Raw genomic sequence first — 20,971 nt, forward strand, 5'->3', positions numbered from 1 at the left:
TTCTTTTAGAAAATGTTAAGAACCAAACTGTAATTAATTAATAAAGAGCTTGTTATTAATTCACTTTTTACACTACTAAAAACATTGCAGAGTTTATATAAATACGTGTATCGGGTATTGTATGTTACCTGTCGAAAAATACACATATAACACAAACAAAGAAGTTATATTAACATTATATTTGAAAATATGAGAATTTTACTATCCTTATTTTTACTTACTTCAATTTTTGGCTTTAGCCAAACAACACATCGTTTTTACAATGAAGTACAAATGCTTCAAAAAAAATACAATAACAAACGTAACAGTAAACAACCAAGTATTGTTTTTACTGGTAGCTCTAGTATTAAATATTGGAAAACTATACAAGAAGATTTTCCGGATAAAAATATTATTAACACTGGTTTTGGTGGCTCTACAACAGAAGATTTACTATTATTTACAGACGATTTAATATTGGCCTACAACCCTAAACAAGTTTTTATTTATGAAGGTGATAATGATATTGCTGGTAATAGAAAATGTGGCTTAATACTATCACAATTAACACAAATAATTAATAAAATAAAAAGTGCAAACACAACTACACAAATTGTACTAATTTCTGTAAAACCAAGTATTGCAAGGTGGCACTTAAAAAGAAATTACAAAAAGTTAAACCGAAAATATAAAAGAATAGCTAAAAAAGACCCAAATATTAGTTATGTAGATATCTGGAAACCTATGCTTAATGGTAACAAGGTAAAGGCAGATATTTTTACAGCAGATAACCTACATATGAATGCCAAAGGCTACCAAATTTGGCAAAATGTAATTACAAACTATATTAACTAACCAATTTAAATGAAAAATTCTATCTTATTTAGAACACTATTAACCCTTATTGGCATTTTTTTAATAGTTGCTTGCCAAGAAAAAAGAGTAATTATTAACTACCCAACTACAGATTTATCTGCAGAAAATATGGTTCCCTTGCCATTAAAAATAACTCCCACCAATAGTGCATTTGGTTTAGACAAAAACACTGCAATTTATACCTCTAATGACTCTGGTTTTGAGCAAGTAGGTTCTTTTTTATCTAACAAAATTAGCACTAAAATTAATTTAGAAGTTCCTGTAAATACTGTTAATAATATTGAAAAAGCTAAAATTATATACATAAATAAAACAGATAGTTTGGAACTTAAAAGTAAGGAAGCTTACCAAATGTATATTACGCAAGATTCTATTATTATAAATGCTAAAACAGCTGCTGGTGCATTTAGAGGCATACAAACATTAAGACAAATTATACCAGAAGAAAGTAATGATACGCTTACTACCCATAAAATGTGGCTTGTACCTAGCGGAAAAATACTAGATCAACCTAATTACGAGTACAGAGGTGCTATGTTAGATGTAGCCAGACATTTTTTTAGTGTTGGTGACGTAAAAAAATACCTAGATGTATTAGCATATTATAAATTTAATGCCCTGCACTTACACTTAACTGATGACCAAGGTTGGAGAATAGAAATTAAATCTTGGCCAAAACTAACAGAAATTGGAGCTAGCACAGAAGTTGGCGGTGGCCCTGGAGGGTTTTATACCCAAGAAGATTTTAAAGAAATTGTACGTTATGCAACCGAAAGGCATATTACAATTGTACCAGAGATAGATATGCCCGGACATACTAATGCTGCAACAGTTGCATATCCGCAATTAAACGGAAACGGAAAAACGCCTAAAGTTTATACCGGTATGCGTGTAGGCTTTAGCACTTTTGATACAAATAAAGATATTGTTTATGCCTTTGTAGATGATGTTGTAAGAGAAATTTCTGCCATTTCTCCTGGCCTTTATTTTCATTTAGGAGGAGATGAAAGCCACGTTACAAAAAAGAAGGATTTTAAAAAATTTATTTTAAAAGTATCTAAAATTGTAGAAAGTCACGGAAAAACTCCAATTGGTTGGGATGAAATTGCTACTACAGATATAAGTAGCAATGCTGTTGCTCAATTTTGGAGAAGCGAAAAAAATGCAAACTTAGCGCTAGATAAGGGTATGAAGATTATTTTGTCTCCCGCTAAAAAAGCTTATTTAGATATGAAATATGATACCTTGTCTAAACACGGTTTAACTTGGGCAACTTATATACCTGTAGATTCTGCTTATATCTGGACACCAGAAACCTTTGTAAAAAACTTACCTAAAGCACAGGTATTAGGTATAGAAGCTCCTTTATGGTCCGAGACTATAAGCAATATTGAAGAGCTAGAATATTTAGCTTTTCCTAGAATTATTGGCTACTCTGAGCTTAACTGGACCATAAAAGAAAACAGAAATTGGGAAAATTATAAAAATAGATTAGCTAACCAAGCACCTTATTTAGACCGTATGAATGTTAAATACTACCCAACTAAACTTATAGACTGGAAAAAAAGCAAACACACATATAAATACATTGAAAAAGATTAAAGGTTTTTTAATTTACAATAACACAAGAATGTAAGAGTTATATTACTTGTATATAACATGAAAAAATTACAAAAACTCTTATGCAAAACATTCAATTTCCTGTTAAGTTTCAATTTAAAATATCTTCATTTTCTAATGATTTTACAGCTACAGATGCTACTGGTAAAACAATAGCTTATGTAAAACAAAAGATGTTTAAGTTTAAAGAAGAAATTAAAATTTATAGTAACGAGTCTAAAACAAAAGTTAATTACAGTATTAAAGCTGATAAGTGGTTAGATTTTTCTGCTGCATATGCCTTTAAAGACGAAAACGGCAAAGAATTTGGTAAAGTTGCTCGTAAAGGTTGGAGGTCTATATGGAAAGCACATTATGATATTATTGATGAAAACCAAAAACAACAATACAATATATCTGAAGAAAACCCTTGGGTTAAAGTATTTGACTCTGTACTAGGAGAGATTCCGATATTAGGTATGTTTACAGGTTATTTATTTAACCCTTCTTATATGGTTAAGGATAACCAAGGAAAACCAATTATTAAATTAAAAAAGTCTGCTTCATTTTTTGGCAGAAATTTTGAATTAAGCAAACAAGGAGAAATGGATAGTGATGATGATGACCGTATAATGCTTGGCTTAATGATGATGATTTTATTAGAACGAAGAAGAGGATAACACAAATAAAAGCCTTGCTAGCAAGGCTTTTATTATTTTAAGCACTGCCTTAAAGACATTAGTATTTTTTGGAGCTTATCATAATTTAATGGTTTTTCTAAATAGCTTATTACATCTAAAAATGTTTTAGCTTTTTCTTTATCAGATGGCCTACCAGAAGATGTAACAATTACAATTGGCACACCCATACAAATGCAATTTTGTTCTTTGCTCTCCATAAATTCAAACCCATCCATAATAGGCATATTAAGATCTAAAACAATTAAGTCTGGCTTATTATCTTTTAAATAATCAATAGCTTCTTTACCATTTTCTACAGCTGTTATATTACTATATCCTAAGTTGTTTAATTTACTAGTAGTTATAAAGTTAGTTACTACATCATCTTCAATTAGCAAAATTTTACATAAGTTGGTTGTTTTATTCTCCATTAAAAATATATTTTAAATTGTGTTCCTTTATTTTCTTCGCTTACAACTTCTATTTGGCCTCCATTACCCACAATAATTGAGTGTATAATATATAGTCCAACGCCCAAGCCTTCTACGTGTGTGTGCATTCTTTTAAATAAGCCAAATACTTTACTTTTTCCGTTACTAGTATCAAAACCCAAACCGTTATCTTTAATTATTAAAACTGGTTTATTGTTTTCTAAATGTGTAGATACGTGTATAATAGGTTTTCTACGAGGATGCTTATATTTTATAGCGTTAGATATTAAGTTATGCAAAATACTATCAAACTGTACAGGGTTGTAATTAATAGTTGGTAAAGCAGTAAAATCTTCTTTTATTATTGCCCTACTTGTAACTATTTTTTCAGAGTGTATTGCTTTTATTTTTGCTACAACTTCTTTAAAAATTACTTTTTCTTTTTTGTCTTCTAAATTAGATTTTAAGGCAATTACATTGTTTAAAGCCTTTAACTTATCACACATAAGTTTACCAACATATTTTAGCTTATCAAATATTGGTTTTACTTCATCTGTTATAGCATTGCTAGACTCTAACATTCCAAAAAGACTTTGCATATTGGTTAAAGGAGCTCTTAAGTCATGTGCAGCAACATAAGAGAACTCTTCTAGCTCTTTATTTTTAAGTTTTAAATTTTTATTTACAATTTGTAAATTATTCTGTGTTGCTTTTAGCTTATCTATTGTGGTTATTAGGTTAGTAATATCTAGTGTAGTTACACCTAGACCTTCCCCTACTTTAAAAGCTCTAACTATAAAAACAAAAGTTTTATCATCTGTATAAAAAGAAATTTCGTCTAGACTTATTGGCTTTCCTGTTTTTATAACATTTTTATAAGCCTCTAACCTTTCTGTACCTTCTAAATAAGGAAATGCTTCAAGAATAGATTTACCTATAAAATCGCTTTTTTTAATATTTAGGGTAGATATTGCAGCTTCATTCATATCTAAAAACACCATATTTTTATCAAATACTACACTAGGTGTGTGTGCCATATCAAAAAAAGCTCCTTTAATCTCATTGTCTACATTCATAATTTTAGCACTCATACTACTTGTTTTTATTTGGGGTTAAAACTGTAATCTGGTACAAATTTGAAGCTTATTACTTATAAATTAAACTGTTACACTTTAAAAAAACAGTTAGTGTAGACGAATGGTAAAAAACATATGTTAAACAAAAAAGGCAACATACTTTAACGTATGTTGCCTTTTTATATATTAAATGGTCTGTTATTATTCTGCTGCAGACTCTTCAGTTTCTTTGTTTTCTTTAGGTTCAGAAAAATCTGTAATACCATGGTCATGTAACAAATTATACCACTGTATTACTTTTTTAATGTCACTTGCATACACACGGTCTTCATCATAATTAGGCAATACCTCAAAGAAATATTCTTCTAATTTTAATTTATCATCCTTATGCTTAACAGATGTTTTTTCTCCGTTTTCTTTAGTTTGTATTTTACTAAACACCTCTCTTAAAGGAACCTCTTCTTCTAACGTATATATTGCAATTTCTGATAAAACACTAACATTTGTACGCATTAAATATTAATGTTTAATTGATTTTTTGTTCTTTAGAAGAAACTCTTACACCATTGTTATAATTTTCATAATAGGTTTTACCATTTTTATATTTAAAAATTCCTAAACCATGTTTTTTATCATTAAGCCATTGCCCTTTGTAAACATTACCATTTGAGTAAGTATAAAAACCTGTACCCTCTCTTTTTCCACTAGAATTAAATTCCCCCTTATATTTGTCTCCGTTTTTATAGCTGTACTCCCCTAACAAACGCTTTCCATTAATAAAAAATCCTTCATAGTAACTATTACTAGTTAATACATATTTGCCATACCCATTATTACAATTGCCTCTTACACAACCTATTCTTTTTCCACTGTCACTGTAACTATACCTAGAAACAATTTTTCCACTTTGCCATAACCCTCTGTCTACACTTAAATTAGAGTTTATTCTGAATCCATATCCAGAAATTAAATTATTTTTCCATTCTCCAACATATAAGGTATTAATTTCTTGCTTATAAAAATTTCCATACCCGCTACGGTTTCCGTTTTCCCAGTTACCAGAATAATGAATATTACCCCATAAATAATCTCCAAAGCCATGTCTTTTACTATTTTTAAAATATCCCTTATAACTGTCGCCATTGCTATACTTATATATGCCGTACCCACCTTTACAATCTCCATAAATACAACCAGCTTTATACTTTATATTTTGTGAGTTACTATTGGTTAATTTTGGTTTATAGGAGGTTGAATTTATCTTTTCAAAAACTCTAGATAATTTGAATATATTATTATTTATTAACGCGTCTAATTCTGACATACTAGGATTTATAATATATTTTTTTGTTTTATTATCGTAATTATAATCATAAATTAAACTTTTTACATCTGTATTATTTGGCAATTTAAAAACATATAATTTATTGCCTTTTAAAGTAATAAAACGTGTATTCCAGTAGTTAGAACTATTATACTGTTTTGAGTTTACAAATGCTCCTTTGCCGTATAATTTAACCTTAAGTTGCTTACCTACTCGTCCTTTTCTAGAAAAAGTATTTTCTTTTCCATCTACTGTTGGTGCTAACTTAAAATAAAAGTCTTTTGCACCAATAAAGAGTGTGTCTTTTCTAGTTTTTGAACTCACATAGGTTCCATCATAATTTAATGGAAAAAAAGGATAATCTTTCTTGCTTTTTGGGATAGCTTCTTTATACACAACTGTATCACATGAAATAAAGTAAAATAAAGACAGTATTAATACTATTTTTTTCATAAACTATTCTTTTTAAATTACTAATTATAAAATTACTGATTGGAATATTTTTCTAAGGAGTAACTAGTTACAATACCACTATTAGGTTTTTTACAATTTGATGGAAAATCAAAAAAATACATACAATCTGGCACTCCATTTTTAAAAATGATTTTCACCCATCCTTTACCATTATTGCTAAATCCCCTAAACTTATAGTTTGCCCTTAAACTTATAGGTTTGCCTTCACTATTTTTTGATTCGATTCTCAACCCTGAAATACTGCCTTTTGTGTAGCGATTAAAAGCCCATGTTTTTGCTTGGTCTGCAACAAGGTCATCAACTAATTTATTGTAATTTTGTTGCCCTTTTGGACCACCAGAATTTTTTGCAATAGTATATTTACTTTTTTTCTTTAAGCGAATAGGTGTTTTGTTAAGCGCAAACCTTTTTAGGTTTTCTTCAAATTGTATAATGGCTTTACTGTTACACTGATTTAGTATAAAAAACTTTTCCATATCATTAGCTAGCCCTTTTCTTTTATGTAACATATCTATTGAGTTTCCCATTGCATTTGGATCAGTTACCATTTTCAAAAAAATATCTATACCATTCGCTTTATGCATTTCAACAATTTTCATTTTAGCGTTATATATGTCTGGTTTCGCATACAAACCTGTTCCTTGCCATTTATATTTAACACAAACTCTACTTATTACATCTCCATAGGCATTATATCCAATCTCTTCTTGGTCGCATACAATCTCCATTATTTCAACTTTATTAACTAGTAAGTATTTTGAGCATTTTACACCAAATGCTCTTAAATATTGTTCATAAATCATTAGAAATTCATAATCCAATCTTTTTATCTTAATGTTCTCAAAATGCCCTCTGTATATATAATCATAAAACTCAGCAAAATACAACCCATCTGTATTAAGCTCACTATTGTCTACTTTATCATTTGCTTTTTCTGAGGTAAATAAACCTGAATTTGAAAAGGCAAAAAAAGGCATTACAAAGAAGACAATAATCTTTAATTTTATCTTTGATATATTTAAATTTAGTCTCATAATTTTTTATTAATAATTTCAACTTTTTTATATAAAACTATTTTAAGAGTAATGAATAGTAATCCTTAAAAACATTGATAATATTATCACTTTACTTATTTCATTTTAGAGGCATAGGCATACAAATCTTTTCATTTTGAGTTTGCTTGCTTTTTAAACCTATACTTTAACACTTGTGTTACAATAATAAATACTAAAAATATTCAAAGTGAATATCCAATGATGTAATTAAAAAAAAGGAATAATGCTGATGTTTTATGAGCTAAATACAAGTCTTCACCTTTTGCTCCTTTAATATTCACTTTGGATATTTTTTCTATTCGTTCTTGCCTACCTATCAATTCTCTTTTTGCTAAAAAAACTGAATTTGGTATGTTGATTAATAAAATTATTATTAACAAAAATGCTTTTATGAATTAGCTATTTAATACTTTAAAACTAGCGATAAAACCAATTTGTCTAAATCATAATTTGTATTCGGGCATTTAGAATTCTTATTCGGAAAAAATAGATTAGCTTATATATTTATAATTATTTAGCAGTTTACTGCTCAAAAGTATTAAATTTAAGTGCTTTTTTTACCAAAAAAAAATTAAATGAAACCAGTACTCAGAAGCTTAATAATTATAACCTACTTAGTTTTTTGTTGTTTTTCTTCTCTAGCACAAGAAAAAGATTCCATTTTAAACCTTCTTGATGGTTATATTAAAAAAGACACTGTAAGAGGTCAATATTTAATAAAGGCCTCAAACTACTTAACATATAGCAAACCTAAGGTAGCTATAGAATATATTGATGAAGCTATAAAAATTGCAAAAGACAAAAAATGGAAAAAAGGAACAGCATCTGCATTAAACCAAAAAGGCAGCATCTATTACACAATGGCAAACAACTTAAAAGCTCTAGACTTATTTCTTGAGGCTCTAAGTATTTCTGAAAACATTAATGATGAAAAATTAACCATTAATCTTTATAATAATGTAGCTAACATTTATGCTGATATGAAAGATTTTGACAAGGCATTAGCTAACTATAATAACTGCTTAAACATTTCTATTGAACTAAAAGACACTATTAACCAAATAAGAGCATACAATAATATTGGAAATGTTTATAGTGAAACTAACAGAGTAAATACGTCAATAAACTACTTTGATAAAGCATTATTATATGCAAAGCAAGTAAATAATATATTTTTTGTTGCTGCTATTATTAACAACAAGGGGTTAGCCTACAAAAGAAAAAAAGATTATAATAATTCATTAAAACACTATAAAGAAGCGTTACAAATTTCAAGAGAAATTAACAATAAATACATAGAAGCTTCTGCTTTAAATAGTCTTGGCAAGGTCTTGGTATTACAAAATAAATTTAATCAAGCTAAAATATATGCTAAAAATTCATTAGCTGTTTCAAAAAATATTGATGCTGTTGAGTGGCAAGCAGATTCTTGGCTAGTTTTAAATCAAGTTTATGAAAATGATCAGAATCATAAAAAATCGTTATTAGCTTTTAAAAATTATATTAAATTAAGAGATAGCGTAGCAACCGAAGAAAAAAAAGCAGAGTTAACAAAAAAAGATATGCAGTATCAAATTGATAAACAAGATACTCTCTCTAAAGCGGAAATAAAACGTCAATCACTAATTAAAAATTCGGCTATTGGTGCAGGAAGTTCTTTACTACTATTTTCTATTGTTGGTTATTTTTTATACAAACGAAAACGAGATGCTGAGGCACAAAAAAATATTGCTGAATTTAAAACTAAAATAGCCGAAACCGAACTGAAAGCTTTGCGATCTCAAATGAATCCCCATTTTATTTTTAACTCATTAAACTCTATAAGTAACTATTTGGTTAATAATGACATAAAAAAAGCGGATGAATATTTGTTAAAATTTTCTACATTAACACGTTCTATTTTAGAAAACTCTGAAAAAAAATGGATTTCGCTAAAAGATGATTTAGAGTTATTAAAAATGTATATAGACATTGAATCTTTGAGACTAAAAAATAAACTTAACCATATTGTAAGTATTAATAATAATATTGATTTGGAAAACACCTTAATACCTCCATTAATTCTACAACCCTTTATAGAAAATAGTATTTGGCATGGCGTATCTCAAATAGAAGCAGAAGGCATAATTAAAATTGAAATAAACAGTAATAACAAAACACTAATTTGTGCTGTTGAAGATAACGGAATTGGTAGAGAAAAGGCTACAAGAAATTTAAATAAAACAAGCTCAATGGGCATTAAAATTACGAGTCAAAGAATAGATTTAATTAACAAAACAAAAAAGGCAAACGAAACTATAAAGTATACAGATAAAGAAAAAGGCTTAAGAGTTGAAGTAACATTACCACTTAAACTAAAATTTTAAATGATAAAAGCTATAATTGTTGACGATGAAGTGCATTGCTCAGAAAGACTAATATCACTACTATCAAACCATTCTAAAGCAATAAAGATAGTACGTATTTGCCATACACTGGAAGAAGCCAAAAACACTATTAAAAAATTAAATTTTGATTTAGTTTTTTTAGACATTCAACTCAGTGATAAAACAGCCTTTGATTTATTAAAAACTATTAAAAATCTTACATTTCAAATTATTTTTACTACTGCATATGACAAATATGCTATTGAAGCAATTAAGTTTAGTGCATTTGACTATCTTCTAAAACCTATTGATAAAGATGAGTTAAATGAAACATTAAAGAGATTAGATAAAACTCTAGATATAAACAATGCGCATAAATTAAATACATTACTACACAATACTTTAACCGAAGATAAAAAAAAGATAGTTATAACTACAGAAAAAGAAACATACTTTTTAGAGATGTCCAATATATTAAGGTGTGAAGCAGACGGCAGTTATACAAAACTTTACCTAGTAAGCAATGATACTATATACACTTCAAAAACATTAAAGTATTATGATGACTTACTAAATTCATATCATTTTTTTAGAACACATCAGTCTCACCTAATAAATATAAATTTTATAAGCAAGTACATCAAAGGAACTAACGCCTATATAATTATGAATGATGAAAGTGTCGTGCCTGTAGCTAAAAGAAGAAAAGATGATTTCTCTGATAGGATTAATAATCTAAACAAATTTGCTTAATACATAATAAACTACACCTTAGAAACAGTAACATTTTAAAACACCATTATATAGAGTTAGAAAACCACCGTAAACTTTATAGAGAAATTGAATAAAATAGTATATATCCAAAACCAATACATTTTGCCTAATACAGATTTCAGGCTAGTGTCCTAAAAAAGGGGTAACTCCAATGCATAATTAGAGTTAATACTAAATTAGTTTTTAATTATATATGAAAAAAGGGGCAGACTTTAAATAAAAGTCAAACCCTCGTTATTTTTAACTTACACTCTTAACGGGATAGTGTCTAATAAAAAATCACAAAAAAGAAAATCGCCTAAAATTACTTTTTAGACGACCTCTTTACGTTACTTAAGTTTCTGTTATTATTCTGCTGCAGACTCTTCAGTTTCTTTGTTTTCTTTAGGTTCAGAAAAATCTGTAATGCCATGGTCATGTAACAAATTATACCACTGTATTACTTTTTTAATGTCACTTGCATAAACACGGTCTTCATCATAATTAGGCAATACCTCAAAGAAATATTCTTCTAATTTTAATTTATCATCCTTATGCTTAACAGATGTTTTTTCTCCGTTTTCTTTAGTTTGTATTTTACTAAATACCTCTCTTAAAGGAACCTCTTCTTCTAACGTATATATTGCAATTTCTGATAAAACACTAACATTTGTACGCATATTTACCGTACTTCTTTTTCCGTCTAATAAAGACTCAGCTACAAAACCGGTACGTGTTTGTGTTACTAACTTGTGTAATCCTGGCTTACCAGAAATTGATAAAATTTTATCTAAACTCATATTTTACTTTATATCTATTACAAATATTATATTTTTTATAGCGATAAAAAAGAAAACTATCTTCCTTTTTTCATTTCAGGAAAACGCATTCTATATTCTACTCTAATTTTTCCTTTAGAAATGTTTCCTAACTTACTCTTAAGCAATCTTTTCTTTAATGAAGATAGTTTATCTGTAAACAAAATACCTTCAATATGGTCATACTCATGTTGTATAACTCTTGCCAACAAACCGTTATACTCCTCAGTATGTTCTTTAAAGTTTTCATCTAAATAAGTAATTTTTATATTTTCCTTTCTAGATACATCTTCTCTAATGTCTGGTATGCTTAAACATCCTTCATTAAAAGCCCATTCTTCTCCTGTTTCTTCAATAATTTTAGCATTAATAAATGCTTTTTTAAAACCATTTAAAGCTTTTTGTTCTTCTGCAGATAAATCTTCATCATCAGAAAAAGGAGTTGTGTCTACTAAAAATATTCGCAAAGGCAAACCAACTTGTGGTGCTGCTAAACCAACTCCGCTTGCATTATACATAGTCTCCCACATATTTTCTAAAAGCTCCTTTAGTTTAGGATGGTCTTGGTTTATGTCTTTTGCTTTTTTTCTTAGCACAGGATCACCGTATGCTGTAATTGGTAAAATCATATTATCACTTAATTTTTATACGTTGTTCTATTAACAACTATAATTTTAATTTCTACTTAAATAAGACTGTAAAATAATTGTTGCACTAATCTCATCTACAAGTGCTTTATTTTTACGCTTTTTTTTATTTAACCCACTATCAATCATTGTTTTAAATGCCATTTTAGATGTAAAACGTTCATCTTCTCTTTCTATAATCATATTAGGAAAAACAGCTGTAAGTTTTTCTAAAAAAGGAACAATTAACACTTCTGACTCAGACGCTGTATTATTCATTTGTTTAGGCTCTCCTACTATAATTTTATCTACCTTTTCTTTTGCTATGTAATCTTTTAAAAATGTTATTAGCTCTTTAGTTGCTACGGTTGTTAAACCAGATGCTATTATCTGCAACTCATCTGTTACAGCTATGCCTGTACGCACTTTTCCAAAATCTATAGCTAGTAATCTACCCAAACTGTTTTTTTTGGCAAAAATAATATATAAATTGTTATATGTTTACATTTGATTAAATTATTAAGCCTCACCTATTATCTTTGCTAAAATTGATTTTACAAAAAAATGACAGAATTACAAAAAACTATAGAAGCTGCTTGGGATAACCGAGATTTATTAAAAGAAACAGCTACACAGGACGCCATTAGAGAAGTTATTAGCCTAATTGATAATGGTAAACTTAGATGTGCAGAGCCTAAAGGAGATGATTGGCAAATAAACGAATGGGTTAAAAAAGCTGTTGTTCTTTATTTCCCTATTCAGAATATGGAAACTTTAGAAGCTGGTATTTTTGAATACCATGATAAAATGCCTTTAAAAAGAGGTTATAAAGAAAAAGGAATACGTGTAGTACCTAATGCTGTTGCAAGACACGGTGCCTACATTTCTCCTGGTACTATATTAATGCCTAGTTACGTAAATATTGGTGCTTATGTAGATGAAGGTACAATGGTAGATACTTGGGCTACAGTTGGTAGTTGTGCGCAAATTGGCAAAAATGTACACCTTAGTGGTGGTGTTGGTATTGGTGGTGTTTTAGAACCATTACAAGCATCTCCGGTAATTATAGAAGACGGTGCTTTTATAGGTTCTAGATGTATAGTTGTAGAAGGTGTAAGAGTAGAAAAAGAAGCTGTTTTAGGTGCTAATGTTGTTTTAACAATGAGTACTAAAATTATAGATGTGACTGGTGATACACCTGTAGAAATGAAAGGTAGAGTACCTGCACGTTCTGTAGTTATACCAGGTAGTTACACTAAAAAATTTGCTGCTGGTGAATACAACGTGCCTTGTGCTTTAATTATTGGTAAACGTAAAGAAAGTACCAATAAAAAAACATCTTTAAATGATGCTTTAAGAGAGTATGATGTTGCTGTTTAGTATATTATATATTGCATAAACACAAAGCCCACAATTGTAATTGTGGGCTTTGTGTTTATGTAAAGTAAATTACTCTTTATTAATTCCAAACTTAGTTGTTTTGTGCTTTAAATTACGTGTTTCTTTTCTAATATCGTTATTTATTTTCCAGCTTTCTTTATTTGCATAACCTCTAGGATGATCCAAGTGTATAACAATAGCACTGTACCTTATTTGCTTCGTTTTTACCCCTAAATTTACTAAGCGCTCACCTAATTCTCTATCTTGACCGCCATACTGCATACGTTCATCAAAACCATTAACGGCTAAAATATCCTTTTTCCAGCCAGAAGAATTGTGTCCGTTCCATGTAGCTTTGGTAGTAGTAACTGTATTTAAAAATTTAGCTCCAAAACCAGTAAACCTTAATTTATTATTTTTAAAAGACGCATTTAGTCCATGTTTTTTTAACCATGAAATTGAAAAACATGTATTTGTTTCTATATCTTCTTTAGAAATTAATTCTGATATATTCATAGGAAGCTTAAAATAACCCCCAGATAAAAAATATCCTTCTTCTTTATAATTATTGTGAATTTCTACAAAGTCTTTTCTTGGTATACAATCTCCATCAGACATTATAATATATGGAGCTCTAGTTTCTACAATTGCTTTATTTAATATTTGAGATTTTTGGAAGCCATTATCTTTATGCCAAACGTGAGTTATACTATAATTTACAACTTTTTTTAACTCTTCTATAGCTGTTTTAGTTTCTTCTCTAGAACCGTCATCCGCAATAACAACTTCAAAATTATTTATTGTTTGTGTGTTATAACCCCAAAGTACTTTTTTTAACCACTCTACAGAATTGTATGTACTTATTATAACGGAAATGTCTGGTGCTTTCATATAAAATTAAAAATGATAACAAAAGTACTAAGGATTATTTTAATAATCTTTACTTTTGAAAAACAATACTAAATAGAAAAATGATATTAAGAAAATTTTGGGTAAAACTCATTAAAACATTTAAATTTTTGCCTCAAAAATTTTATGTTAAGCATTACTATGAGTATTATACAGGTAAAAAATTAGATTATAACAACCCAATAGAATTTAATCAAAAATTATCATGGTATAAAGTATTTTACAGAAATCCTCTATTACCAAAATTAGTAGACAAATACGCTGTAAGAGAATTTGTAGAAGAAAAGATAGGCAAACAATACTTAAATGATTGTATAGGAGTTTATAATTCTCCAAAAGAAATTGACTGGGACAAATTACCAGAAAAATTTGTGATTAAAGGTGTTCACGGATGTAATTTTAATTTGGTTGTAACAGACAAATCTAAAGTGAATAAAACCAAGGCTAACTTAAAAATGTATAAATGGTTAAACAAAAACCAATACTATAGAGGAGGGTTGGAATGGGCATATAAAAATGTAAAACCAAGGTTAATTATTGAACAGTTTATGCAAGATGAAATAACTAATGATTTAATAGATTATAAGTTTTATTGTTTTGACGGTGAACCAAAATTTTTAATTGCTCAGTCTGATACTTTAGGAAAATATTTTTACAGTTTAAATTGGGAAGAAATGCCATTTGGTTGGAAGAAGAAAGACCCAAATAAAATTAATAAGCCCACTAATTTTAATGAACTTATTGATTTGTCCAAAAAACTATCTGAAGGATTTCCTTTTGTAAGAGTTGATTTTTACTCAGTAAATGGTTCATCTGTGTTTGGAGAAATGACATTTTACCCTACAGATGCTCGAAAAGAATTTTATCCAGAAAAATATAATAAAATTGTTGGTGATTACTTTAAGCTTCCACTAATTTAAATTAACATTATTCTAATAATCTTACTTAACCAAAATATAAATGAAAGTATTTAAAGAGTTACCCCATTCTATATACCATACTTGCAAGTATAGATTAAAATCACAAAAAAAATTAGTACAGCATAAAGATAGCATCCCTGTAATAGTCTCTTTAACTTCTATACCAACTAGGTTAAATAATTTAGATTTGGTTATCAAAAGTATTTTAAATCAGACAGTCTTACCAGAAAAAATAATTTTATGGTTAAATGATTCATTAAAAAATAATTTACCAAAAAAACTTGTTAAGTTAGAGTCTAAAATATTTCAAATTAAATATTCTAAATTAACTTGCTCGCACAGAAAACTAATACACACTTTAGAAGAAAACCCTTCTTCTATAATTGTAACTTGTGATGATGACCAAATGTATCATAACAATTGGTTAAAATTACTATACCAAGAACATTTAAAGCATAAATATTGCATTATTGCTCATAGAGCTACCCAAATAAAAATGAATGAAAATGGCAGCTACTTGCCATTTATTAAGTGGAGAACTCGAGAAGAAACTAATTTACATAACCCTTACTTACCTATAGGATCTTGGGGAGTATTATACCCTCCTAACTCTATGCCCAATACAATATTTAATAAAAACTTATTTTTAAAACTAGCACCTAAAGCAGATGACTTATGGTTTAAAGGAATGTCTTTATTAAACAACACAATAACTAAAGAATCTAGTTTTAAGCCTAAACTACCTATACCAATTATGGGAAGTCAAAAAGTATCTCTTAAAGAAGAAAATGTTAAAAAGAAAAAAAATGAGACTCAGTGGCAAGCACTATCTGACCATTTTGACTTAGTTTCAATTTTAAAAAAACAAAAAAGGTAAGTTATTTCTGAAAAAAAGCAGAAAAAATTTAACAATCTAAATAAAATAATTTATGTTGCTAACTTATTTAAGTTTTATGCATCTATTACTTAAAACAATACATTAATACCCTAAATTATTAAAGAACTTAAAATGAAAATAGTAATACTTGCTGCTGGTATAGGATCTAGATTGGGAAACCCTTTTCCTAAGCCACTTACTAAACTAAATAATGGCAAAAGTATCATGCAAATGCAGATAGAGAATCTGTCTAAAGTTTTTAATATCAATGACGTGAGTGTTGTTGTTGGTTTTAAAAAAGATTTAATTATGGAACGGTTTCCTGAATTAAACTATATTTACAATCCTTTTTTTGACTGTACAAACACATCAAAAAGTTTATTAAGAGCATTGCTAAAAAATACTAATCAATCTGTACTATGGTTAAATGGTGATGTTGTTTTTGATGAAACTCTTTTAAATACTTTATTACCTATAATAAAAACCGACAATTCTTTTGTTGCTGTTAATACTAATAGTGTTGCAGACGAAGAAATAAAATATACATTAAAAGATAATTTTATCTTTGAGCTTTCTAAGTCTGTAAAAAATGGTCTTGGTGAAGCTGTAGGCATAAATTATATAGCAAAAAAAGATATCCAATCATTCATTAAGAGACTGGAAGAATGTGATGATAATGATTACTTTGAAAAAGGGCTTGAATTAGCAATTGAAAAAGACAATATAGCATTATCTGCTGTTGATATTTCTAAGCATAACTGTATGGAGGTAGATTTTAAAGAAGATTTAGTGAATGCCAACAATTTATTTTATAAATGAAAGTAATTTTATTTTGTCAAAATGCATATGCCTTTGGAATCCTAAATCCAATTAAGAATTTATTGATTGAAAAAGGAGATGATTTTTTATGGTACATTGACTCTAAACTTACCCAAAAATTCCCTTATAAAACAGATAATTACACCACTAGAATAGTAGACTTACAACTTTACAAAAGCGATATTATATTTTCACCAGGAAATGAAGTTCCTTATTATATACAAGGAGTTAAAGTACAAATATTTCATGGCTTGGCAGGAGAAAAAAAAGGTCATTTTAAAATAAGACATTATTTTGATTTGTACTTAACCCAAGGACCGTATTTTACAAAAAAATTTTTAGAGTTTAAGCGTAAATATAAAAACTTTGAAGTTGTAGAAACTGGGTGGCCTAAATTAGATATCTACTATTCTGAAAAAAATAAATATGATACAGAAAAAAGTGAATTGTTAAAAAGTTATAACGCTAAAAAAATAATTCTTTATGCGCCTACTTTTTCACCTAGTCTTACTTCTGCTCCTTTTTTGGTAAATGAAATTAAATCTGCAGCTAAAAATACTAATTATTTAATACTTATTAAATTTCATGATTTAATGAGTAAAGACTTAATAAACACATACAAGGTTATTTCAAAAGAAAATGCGAACGTTATTTTTATAGAAGACAATAATATTATAAAATATTTACTGTTATCAGACTTAATGGTGAGTGATACTTCTTCTGTTATTTATGAGTTTTTATTACTAAATAAACCTGTTATAACCTATAAAAACATAAATAAAACTATATACTGGGATAATTCTACAAATTATAATAATCTACAAGAAAAAATAATCACTAATCTTGAAAACGACCCATTTTCTAGTCAAAGAAAATATATTCAAGATGAATACCACCCATACTCAGATGGTAAATCTGCAGAGCGTATGTTAAATGCTGCTAAAAAATTTGTTCATAACAACGGTGTGCCTGCCAAGCGTAAACTTCCTATAGACAGAGCTCTTAAAATTAATTCTATTTTTGGAAAACCAATAAAAAATACCTTTAATGGTCGCAAGTCTGAAAAATTAAGTGCCTTATTAATCACATACAACGAAATTAGAAATATAGACGCTGTTATTGAGAATTTAAAATTTGCTGATGAAATTATAATTGTAGACTCGTATAGTACAGACGGAACAGCTGAAGCTATAAAAAAACACCCAAAAGTTTCTTTAATTCAAAGAGCATTTAAAAACTATTCTGACCAAAAAGCCTATGCTCTTAGTCTAGCTCAAAATAAATGGGTTTTATTTATTGATGCTGATGAAAGGATCCCTGATGATTTACAGCAAGAAATTTTAAAAACTATAAACAATAAAAACATAAATATTTCTGCCTTTTTTGTTTACAGAACATTTATGTTTAATAATAAAATATTACGCTTTTGCGGTTGGCAAAACGATAAAAACTACAGGCTATTTAACAAAGAAAAGGTTGCTTTTTCTACAAAAAGAATTGTTCATGAAACCTTAGAGGTTAGCGGTAAGTCATCTATCCTTAAAAATAAATTAATTCACTATGCTTATTTTGACTACAACATATATAAACAAAAAAGAATTAAATATGAGCAATTAAAAGCTCAAGAAGATTTTGATAAAAATAAAAAAGCCACTCCGTATCATCTCTACATAAAGCCGATAGGTAAGTTTTTAGAGCATTATATTATTAAATTAGGTATTTTAGATGGTAACAAAGGAATTATAATAAGTTATCTCTATGCTAACGCAACAAAAGAGAGATATAAAAAACTACAACAATTGCATAATGGCGAGCAAAAATAAACCCGATCAAAATTTTATTGATGAAATAAATAAATGCATTACTGTATTAGAAAATGGTGGTGTTATTTTATACCCAACAGACACTGTGTGGGGTATTGGTTGTGACGCAACTAATGAAGATGCCGTAAACAAAATATATCAGCTTAAAAAAAGAGCCAATACTAAAACAATGATTTGCTTAGTTGCAAATGATTTTATGTTAGAAAAGCACGTAGAAAAAGTTCCTGAAGTTGCTTTTGATATCATAGATATTGCAGACAAACCAACAACAATTGTTTATGACAATCCAAAAAATATTGCCAAAAATTTAATAGCAGAAGATAAAAGCTTGGCTATTAGAGTTGCAACAGATAAATTTTGTCAATACTTAATAAGCAAGTTTAAAAAACCTATAGTTTCTACTTCTGCAAACCTTTCTGGAGACCCCACTGCTAAAAGTTTTAAAGAAATAAGTTCTGATATTTTAAAAGGTGTAGACTATGCCGTAAATTTGCAGCGTAACATACAAAAAGTCACCCCTTCATCAATCATTAAATTAAGTAATGATGGTACAGTAAAGGTGATTCGGAAATAGGAATGACGCAAGATAACTACAAAGACGCAATTAAAGACCCAATTTTTTTAGTAATAGCAGAAGCAGCTGCAGAACTTAATGTAGCCTCCTACGTTATTGGGGGCTTTGTTCGCGATTTTCTATTAAAAAGAGGAACACCTAAAGATATAGATGTTGTTGCTGTTGGCAGTGGTATAGAGTTAGCTCAAAAAGTAGCCTCTAAATTACCTACCAATCCAAAGGTATCTGTATTTAAAAACTTTGGTACTGCTATGCTAAAGTATAACGACTTAGAACTAGAGTTTGTTGGTGCACGTAAAGAAAGTTACCATGAAGATAGTAGAAAACCTATAGTTGAAAATGGTTCTCTAGAAGATGATCAAAATAGAAGAGATTTTACCATTAATGCAATGGCTATTTCTTTAAACAAAAACACATATGGGCAGTTATTAGATCCTTTTAATGGAATAAATGATCTTGCCAATAAAATTATTAAAACTCCTTTAGAACCAGGCGTAACCTATTCTGATGACCCTTTGCGTATGATGAGAGCAATACGTTTTGCTACTCAACTACAATTTAATATAGAGGAAAAATCGTTTTTATCTATTACGGAAAATAAAGACAGAATAAATATTATATCTAAAGAGCGTATTGTTGATGAGTTAAATAAAATTATGAACAGTTCAAAACCTTCTATAGGCTTTGCTCTTCTCCATAAATCAAAATTATTACCATTTATTTTACCAGAGTTAAGTGCTCTACAAGGTATTGAAGAAATTGAAGGTCATAAACATAAAGACAATTTTTGGCACACTTTAGAGGTAGTAGATAATATCTCTGAAAATACAGATAATTTATGGTTGCGTTGGGCTGCATTACTACATGACATTGGTAAAGCACCAACAAAAAAGTTTCATAAAAAAAAGGGCTGGACATTTAGAGGTCACGAATTTATTGGTTCTAAAATGGTATACAAATTGTTTAAACGATTACGTATGCCGTTAAATGATAAAATGAAATATGTACAAAAAATGGTACTAATGAGTTCTAGACCTATTGTACTTTCTGAAGATTTTGTAACCGATTCTGCTGTGAGACGTTTAATTTTTGATGCTGGTGAAAACATAGAAGACCTAATGATTTTATGTGAAGCAGATATCACTACAAAAAACACAAAAAAACAACGTAAATACCGCAACAATTTTAAACTAGTTAGACAAAAAATTGTTGAAGTAGAAGAAAGAGATCAAATTCGTAATTTTCAGCCTCCAGTTACTGGAGAAGAAATTATGAAAACCTTTAATTTAAAACCATCTAAAGAAATTGGAATTTTAAAAGAAGCTATCAAAGAAGCTATTTTAGATGGTACAATTCCTAATGACTATAATGAAGCATATAATTTTATGCTTAAAAAAGGTAAAGAACTAGGTTTATAACTACCAATATTTTTCTCTTCATCAATTTTTACAATACCTACAAAAGTTCATAAAAACATAAACATACATTTTTTTATGTTTTCCTTCACATACACTTTTCTACCATTCATCTACACTTTCTTCGTGTTAGACAACATATAATTATTTAACCATTTATTCATAGGTATATTTGAATAAAACAGGTTAAAAGAAGT

At 28.5% G+C, this 20,971-nt stretch carries 20 protein-coding genes and 1 pseudogene; 12 read left to right on the forward strand and 9 right to left on the reverse strand.

Annotation, left to right across the window (positions count from 1 at the left end):
* Positions 1-189: 189 nt before the first annotated feature.
* From CELLY_RS00310 to CELLY_RS00320, 3 genes are all read left to right on the forward strand, one after another.
* Positions 190-834, forward strand: a complete 645-nt coding sequence (locus tag CELLY_RS00310) for a GDSL-type esterase/lipase family protein (RefSeq protein ID WP_013619647.1) — start codon at positions 190-192, stop codon at positions 832-834.
* Positions 835-843: 9 nt separating this feature from the next.
* Positions 844-2,457 carry a family 20 glycosylhydrolase gene (locus CELLY_RS00315; RefSeq protein ID WP_013619648.1) on the forward strand — a complete coding sequence of 538 codons (1,614 nt, stop codon included), beginning with the start codon at positions 844-846 and terminating at the stop codon, positions 2,455-2,457.
* Positions 2,458-2,537: 80 nt separating this feature from the next.
* Entirely contained in the window at positions 2,538-3,134 is a 597-nt protein-coding gene (locus CELLY_RS00320; RefSeq protein WP_013619649.1) for an LURP-one-related family protein, read from the forward strand.
* Between the two features lie 32 nt (positions 3,135-3,166).
* On the opposite strand, the gene CELLY_RS00325 is transcribed toward CELLY_RS00320, so the two are convergent.
* The 5 genes and pseudogenes from CELLY_RS00325 to CELLY_RS00345 all read right to left on the reverse strand — a co-directional run bounded on the left by CELLY_RS00325 (position 3,167) and on the right by CELLY_RS00345 (position 7,473).
* Positions 3,167-3,565: a response regulator gene (locus CELLY_RS00325; protein ID WP_013619650.1), complete on the reverse strand. Its 399-nt coding sequence runs from the start codon at positions 3,563-3,565 to the stop codon at positions 3,167-3,169.
* Entirely contained in the window at positions 3,565-4,656 is a 1,092-nt protein-coding gene (locus CELLY_RS00330; protein WP_013619651.1) for a PAS domain-containing sensor histidine kinase, read from the reverse strand. Before CELLY_RS00330 ends, CELLY_RS00325 begins: the two co-directional genes overlap by 1 nt.
* Positions 4,657-4,842: 186 nt before the next feature.
* Positions 4,843-5,154 (reverse strand): annotated as a pseudogene (locus CELLY_RS00335) (DUF6852 domain-containing protein); the annotation flags it as partial.
* 13 nt (positions 5,155-5,167) lie between these two features.
* Complete coding sequence (locus CELLY_RS00340) at positions 5,168-6,418, reverse strand: MORN repeat-containing protein (RefSeq protein ID WP_013619653.1); 1,251 nt, start codon at positions 6,416-6,418, stop codon at positions 5,168-5,170.
* Between the two features lie 32 nt (positions 6,419-6,450).
* Positions 6,451-7,473, reverse strand: a complete 1,023-nt coding sequence (locus CELLY_RS00345; RefSeq protein WP_013619654.1) for a hypothetical protein — start codon at positions 7,471-7,473, stop codon at positions 6,451-6,453.
* A 596-nt stretch (positions 7,474-8,069) separates the two neighbouring features.
* Here CELLY_RS00345 and CELLY_RS00350 point away from each other — a divergent pair.
* Positions 8,070-9,860, forward strand: coding sequence for a tetratricopeptide repeat-containing sensor histidine kinase (locus CELLY_RS00350; protein WP_013619655.1), 1,791 nt, complete (start codon positions 8,070-8,072; stop codon positions 9,858-9,860).
* Positions 9,861-10,613, forward strand: coding sequence for a LytR/AlgR family response regulator transcription factor (locus tag CELLY_RS00355; RefSeq protein ID WP_013619656.1), 753 nt, complete (start codon positions 9,861-9,863; stop codon positions 10,611-10,613).
* A gap of 368 nt (positions 10,614-10,981) precedes the next feature.
* On the opposite strand, the gene CELLY_RS00360 is transcribed toward CELLY_RS00355, so the two are convergent.
* From CELLY_RS00360 to ruvX, 3 genes are read right to left on the reverse strand one after another with little or no spacing between them, the layout of a single operon-like run.
* Entirely contained in the window at positions 10,982-11,413 is a 432-nt protein-coding gene (locus tag CELLY_RS00360) for a DUF5606 family protein (RefSeq protein WP_013619657.1), read from the reverse strand.
* 56 nt (positions 11,414-11,469) lie between these two features.
* Positions 11,470-12,060, reverse strand: coding sequence for a peptide deformylase (def, locus tag CELLY_RS00365; protein WP_013619658.1), 591 nt, complete (start codon positions 12,058-12,060; stop codon positions 11,470-11,472).
* A 45-nt stretch (positions 12,061-12,105) separates the two neighbouring features.
* Positions 12,106-12,516 (reverse strand): Holliday junction resolvase RuvX, encoded by a 411-nt coding sequence (gene ruvX, locus CELLY_RS00370; RefSeq protein WP_013619659.1) that lies wholly within the window; start codon positions 12,514-12,516, stop codon positions 12,106-12,108.
* A gap of 105 nt (positions 12,517-12,621) precedes the next feature.
* On the opposite strand from ruvX, the gene CELLY_RS00375 reads away from it, so the two are divergent.
* Entirely contained in the window at positions 12,622-13,437 is an 816-nt protein-coding gene (locus tag CELLY_RS00375) for a 2,3,4,5-tetrahydropyridine-2,6-dicarboxylate N-succinyltransferase (protein ID WP_013619660.1), read from the forward strand.
* 69 nt (positions 13,438-13,506) lie between these two features.
* On the opposite strand, the gene CELLY_RS00380 is transcribed toward CELLY_RS00375, so the two are convergent.
* On the reverse strand, positions 13,507-14,328 hold the full coding sequence (locus tag CELLY_RS00380) for a glycosyltransferase family 2 protein (RefSeq protein ID WP_013619661.1): 822 nt from the start codon (positions 14,326-14,328) through the stop codon (positions 13,507-13,509).
* An 80-nt stretch (positions 14,329-14,408) separates the two neighbouring features.
* Here CELLY_RS00380 and CELLY_RS00385 point away from each other — a divergent pair, with 80 nt between their 5' ends.
* The 6 genes from CELLY_RS00385 to CELLY_RS00410 all read left to right on the forward strand — a co-directional run bounded on the left by CELLY_RS00385 (position 14,409) and on the right by CELLY_RS00410 (position 20,777).
* Entirely contained in the window at positions 14,409-15,266 is an 858-nt protein-coding gene (locus CELLY_RS00385) for an ATP-grasp fold amidoligase family protein (protein ID WP_013619662.1), read from the forward strand.
* 40 nt (positions 15,267-15,306) lie between these two features.
* Positions 15,307-16,143, forward strand: a complete 837-nt coding sequence (locus tag CELLY_RS00390; protein ID WP_013619663.1) for a glycosyltransferase family A protein — start codon at positions 15,307-15,309, stop codon at positions 16,141-16,143.
* 132 nt (positions 16,144-16,275) lie between these two features.
* A complete protein-coding gene (locus CELLY_RS00395; protein ID WP_013619664.1) occupies positions 16,276-16,962 on the forward strand; it encodes a phosphocholine cytidylyltransferase family protein in 687 nt (228 codons plus the stop codon).
* Positions 16,959-18,785, forward strand: coding sequence for a CDP-glycerol glycerophosphotransferase family protein (locus tag CELLY_RS17305; protein WP_013619665.1), 1,827 nt, complete (start codon positions 16,959-16,961; stop codon positions 18,783-18,785). Before CELLY_RS00395 ends, CELLY_RS17305 begins: the two co-directional genes overlap by 4 nt.
* Entirely contained in the window at positions 18,769-19,359 is a 591-nt protein-coding gene (locus CELLY_RS00405) for an L-threonylcarbamoyladenylate synthase (protein WP_013619666.1), read from the forward strand. Before CELLY_RS17305 ends, CELLY_RS00405 begins: the two co-directional genes overlap by 17 nt.
* Before the next feature lie 2 nt (positions 19,360-19,361).
* Complete coding sequence (locus CELLY_RS00410; RefSeq protein WP_013619667.1) at positions 19,362-20,777, forward strand: CCA tRNA nucleotidyltransferase; 1,416 nt, start codon at positions 19,362-19,364, stop codon at positions 20,775-20,777.
* Positions 20,778-20,971: the final 194 nt, after the last annotated feature.

This window comes from Cellulophaga lytica DSM 7489, from assembly GCF_000190595.1.
Classification (GTDB): Bacteria; Bacteroidota; Bacteroidia; order Flavobacteriales; family Flavobacteriaceae; genus Cellulophaga; species Cellulophaga lytica.

Bases quoted from the DNA above. Each gene is read 5' to 3' on its own strand.
- CELLY_RS00375 (WP_013619660.1), top strand. From the start codon at position 12,622: ATGACAGAATTACAAAAAACTATAGAAGCTGCTTGGGATAACCGAGAT.
- CELLY_RS00380 (WP_013619661.1), bottom strand. From the start codon at position 14,328: ATGAAAGCACCAGACATTTCCGTTATAATAAGTACATACAATTCTGTA.
- CELLY_RS00330 (WP_013619651.1), bottom strand. From the start codon at position 4,656: ATGAGTGCTAAAATTATGAATGTAGACAATGAGATTAAAGGAGCTTTT.
- CELLY_RS00345 (WP_013619654.1), bottom strand. From the start codon at position 7,473: ATGAGACTAAATTTAAATATATCAAAGATAAAATTAAAGATTATTGTC.
- CELLY_RS17305 (WP_013619665.1), top strand. From the start codon at position 16,959: ATGAAAGTAATTTTATTTTGTCAAAATGCATATGCCTTTGGAATCCTA.
- CELLY_RS00390 (WP_013619663.1), top strand. From the start codon at position 15,307: ATGAAAGTATTTAAAGAGTTACCCCATTCTATATACCATACTTGCAAG.
- CELLY_RS00355 (WP_013619656.1), top strand. From the start codon at position 9,861: ATGATAAAAGCTATAATTGTTGACGATGAAGTGCATTGCTCAGAAAGA.
- CELLY_RS00410 (WP_013619667.1), top strand. From the start codon at position 19,362: ATGACGCAAGATAACTACAAAGACGCAATTAAAGACCCAATTTTTTTA.
- CELLY_RS00310 (WP_013619647.1), top strand. From the start codon at position 190: ATGAGAATTTTACTATCCTTATTTTTACTTACTTCAATTTTTGGCTTT.
- CELLY_RS00385 (WP_013619662.1), top strand. From the start codon at position 14,409: ATGATATTAAGAAAATTTTGGGTAAAACTCATTAAAACATTTAAATTT.
- CELLY_RS00315 (WP_013619648.1), top strand. From the start codon at position 844: ATGAAAAATTCTATCTTATTTAGAACACTATTAACCCTTATTGGCATT.
- CELLY_RS00350 (WP_013619655.1), top strand. From the start codon at position 8,070: ATGAAACCAGTACTCAGAAGCTTAATAATTATAACCTACTTAGTTTTT.
- def (WP_013619658.1), bottom strand. From the start codon at position 12,060: ATGATTTTACCAATTACAGCATACGGTGATCCTGTGCTAAGAAAAAAA.
- CELLY_RS00395 (WP_013619664.1), top strand. From the start codon at position 16,276: ATGAAAATAGTAATACTTGCTGCTGGTATAGGATCTAGATTGGGAAAC.
- CELLY_RS00325 (WP_013619650.1), bottom strand. From the start codon at position 3,565: ATGGAGAATAAAACAACCAACTTATGTAAAATTTTGCTAATTGAAGAT.
- CELLY_RS00340 (WP_013619653.1), bottom strand. From the start codon at position 6,418: ATGAAAAAAATAGTATTAATACTGTCTTTATTTTACTTTATTTCATGT.
- CELLY_RS00405 (WP_013619666.1), top strand. From the start codon at position 18,769: ATGGCGAGCAAAAATAAACCCGATCAAAATTTTATTGATGAAATAAAT.
- CELLY_RS00360 (WP_013619657.1), bottom strand. From the start codon at position 11,413: ATGAGTTTAGATAAAATTTTATCAATTTCTGGTAAGCCAGGATTACAC.
- CELLY_RS00320 (WP_013619649.1), top strand. From the start codon at position 2,538: ATGCAAAACATTCAATTTCCTGTTAAGTTTCAATTTAAAATATCTTCA.